Raw genomic sequence first — 3055 nt, forward strand, 5'->3', positions numbered from 1 at the left:
CGATCCGTCGCTGCGAGCGATGCAGCGGACCAACTTCATCAAGAACGTCAGCCTGCTCGGCGGACTGATGATCGCGTCCGTCGACACAGAGGGCAAGCCGTCGCTCGGCTGGCGCGGCCGCCGCGCCGCGAAGAAGGCTCAGGCGTCTATCGCCGCGGCACTTCCGTTGGTCGCATCGCAGACCGATCACACGAGCGATCGCGTCGAACACGCTCTGTCGGTGGCGTCCGAACGCGGTTCCGAACTTGCCGAAACCGCGAAGGCACACGGCACGGATTGGCTCGAACTTGCCAAGGAGCGCAGCTCCGAGTTCGCGGAGATCGCGAGCAAGCGAGCCGCGGAATTCGGAGAGGTCGCCAAAGAACGCGGCCCGGACATCCTCGAAGTCGCGCAGAAGCGCGGCTCCGAACTGGCCGAGACCGCACGTGAGCGCAGCGCCGAACTGGCAGAGCTGGCGAGCAAGCGCAGCTCGGAGTTCGCCGAACTCGCCCTCGAGAAGAGCAACGAGTGGGCAGAAACGGCGTCGGAGCAGACCGAGGTGCTGGGTAAGCGTGCTCGCAAGCGCGCAGAGAAGGCGCTCGAAAAGGCTCGCGCCAAGAAGGACGAATTGACGCACTGAGCGCACCGAAAAACACGGTCACAATCGTTCAGTGACGTTACTACGAGTTTGTTGGCTAGCGTTTTCTGGCTAGATTTCGTAGCCGACGAAAACACGATGGACATGCACTCCCAGAGATAAGTGCTCCGAGCGGATGACACAGCGGGGGCACCCACTGGCTGCGCTCGCGCGAGGCTTTGTTTGAGAGCGCGACTCGGGGGGTCCGCCAACGAACACGAAGGTAGAGGCAGGTCATATGGGGACCTGGCTCGCGAAATTGACGGATGATCACGGAGAGTGGCTGATGACGGCTCGCGCCGACAAGACCAAGATCACCAGAGAAGACGTCACCCTCCTACGCGGAGGACAGGTGATCGGTGTTGACGACGGTGTCATCGGCGTGGTCGGGTCGATGCCTCTCGATCCGACCACCGCATCTCCGCGGTGGGTCACAATACGCCGGGACCACTCAGGAGTGGTGCACGCACCACTCCCCCCTGTACAACAGCGAGGTGTGCGGCCCTAGACCTCACGCGTGAGTCGACTGCAGATCAGGAATCATAGGTCCCCGACCGATACCTCACCGAGTCGTGCGTCATGTGGTCATGGAGAACGCGTTCGTGGAGCATGCTGAAGCGGATCGGCGGACATGCTCAAGCCATTGTGCGTGGCATATGTCTTCTACTTCCGGGAATGCGGGCCCTCCCGAGAGGTCGAGGATCTGGTCCGGTCGTGGAGGTAGGTCGGCGTCGGTCACACGCTCGATGAGCCCCACTGCTTTCCATCCGCACGAGCATTGCGCCCGCCAACCGATCGTCGCTTCATCGGGCACGTACGTTCCGTCCTCGAGTCCGAAGCCCCGGGCGCTGTACGACAGTGCGGTGCGATCGCCGGCGACGATCGTCGCCGGCGCTCCTTCGTGAGCGCCGTCAGTACTCGTCCAGCACATCCCGTCTCCTTCCTGCAAACCCTTTCACAGTCGGACCACCTAATTCGTGCAAACCTCGATTACTGCGCCCGATCACCCCGCGAAGCTCTCCGCTCGTAGCACCAACGCCGAACATGCCTCCGTCAGAACTCCGGCTACATCAGACTGCATTGCTGACTAGCGCGTGCAGTCAATACGGCTGATTTGATGCTCGATCGCACAAGGGTAACGGTCACCCCGTCACGATGGGCTATCTGCCGCTGTGTCCAACCGCAGTAATATCCCTGGTAGAGGTATCTTCTTGCGCGGCAATCCCCTGTTGACCAACTGAAGCCGTCTTTGCATGCGTGGGCTTCCTCGGCCGATCCGGAGGCCTCCTGAGAGGACCATAAAGCCTCGCGCCGAGGGCGGGAGCGAATCTTTTCTATCGCTCGCCGGTGAGCAATCATGATTACCCACGCCGTAGGGCTCCCGTTTTCCGTCTTGTACTCGGGCGCGCATGCCCATACCTCGCGATACACCGACCGTGCCAGTTCGTCGCTAACTCGCTGATCACCGAACATCTGCATGAGCAGGTCGCAGGCCCAAGGGGAAGTCCGGTCGTAGAATTCGGCGAAAGCTGCACGACTCCCGGAGGAAACAGAACACAGCACAGCAACAAGGTGGTCGTCTGGATCAGCCTTTACCATCACGGTCGCCCCACTCTCACGTGAACTTACAGAGCGAGCATAGTCATCTGCACTCAGCAGGAACCTCGGAAAGTGGGGCTCGAACGTCTCGAATGAATGTCAGTTAGTACACAGCAGCCGGAAGTCGTGTAGCTAGCCCCTGCCGTATTGCTGTGGTCTCCATCACCCGCATCCGAGGTTGATGGAGCGCTCGCTCCGAATCATGGGCACACCCAAAGTCGCAACATGCCCAAGCAGGTTGGCAAAGGCATCCCGGAATGAACACGAGTCTTGTTCTTCACCAAGATCATTCATCGATCGTGCGAAAAAGACGGATTAGCCACCGGCGATTCGTGGATATCCGAGGAGGCCGAGATCGTAGGGCCGCGCCTCAGCCCCCGACGTGCGATCACCTCTTACTTCGATTCCACGTGTAACCCTCGGCTCTGGAATGAGATACACATATCGTAAACGTCCTCTAAGACTGAATCCTTAGGAAAATGCCCCCTATTCACCAGATGTCACCATGACTCCCGCGGCTTCCACACCCGCGAGCATCGAAGGCCCTTCGGTGTGGCGTGATCGTAAGAGGTACCTGTGGCCGCTCGGATTGCTGATTCCACTCAGCCCGTTCATCTCCTGGTTTCTCGTCGACAACCTTCGTCTCGGATTGTTCTGGGCGACCGGTGCGTGGTTGCTGGTCATCGTCATCCCGATCATCGACATGCTGGCCGGTGAAGACGGCGAAAGTCCGCCGGACGATGCGATCCCAGGGCTGCAGAAGGACCGCTACTACCGCTGGTGCACTTATGCGTTCCTCCCCTTGCAATACGCCGGTCTGGTCTTCGCCTGCTGGTGCTG

At 60.3% G+C, this 3055-nt stretch carries 2 protein-coding genes and 1 pseudogene; 2 read left to right on the plus strand and 1 reads right to left on the minus strand.

The features are described 5' to 3' along the window. Positions 1-619 (plus strand): DoxX family protein (locus ACH4F2_RS35470; protein ID WP_398136764.1); only part of this gene is annotated, 619 nt, incomplete at its 5' end. Between the two features lie 1062 nt (positions 620-1681). Here the strand turns inward: ACH4F2_RS35470 and ACH4F2_RS35475 are convergent. Continuing rightward, positions 1682-2215 (minus strand): sigma factor, encoded by a 534-nt coding sequence (locus ACH4F2_RS35475; RefSeq protein ID WP_073513845.1) that lies wholly within the window; start codon positions 2213-2215, stop codon positions 1682-1684. A 505-nt stretch (positions 2216-2720) separates the two neighbouring features. Between ACH4F2_RS35475 and ACH4F2_RS35480 the strand changes: the two are divergent. Then, positions 2721-3055 (plus strand): annotated as a pseudogene (locus ACH4F2_RS35480) (hypothetical protein); the annotation flags it as partial.

Origin of the sequence: Streptomyces sp. NPDC017890, from assembly GCF_044328675.1 — a bacterium.
Lineage (GTDB): Bacteria > Actinomycetota > Actinomycetes > Streptomycetales > Streptomycetaceae > Streptomyces.

What these genes read in the sequence shown, in the direction of transcription:
- ACH4F2_RS35475 (WP_073513845.1), bottom strand. Translation starts at nt 2,215, where the DNA reads ATGGTAAAGGCTGATCCAGACGACCACCTTGTTGCTGTGCTGTGTTCT.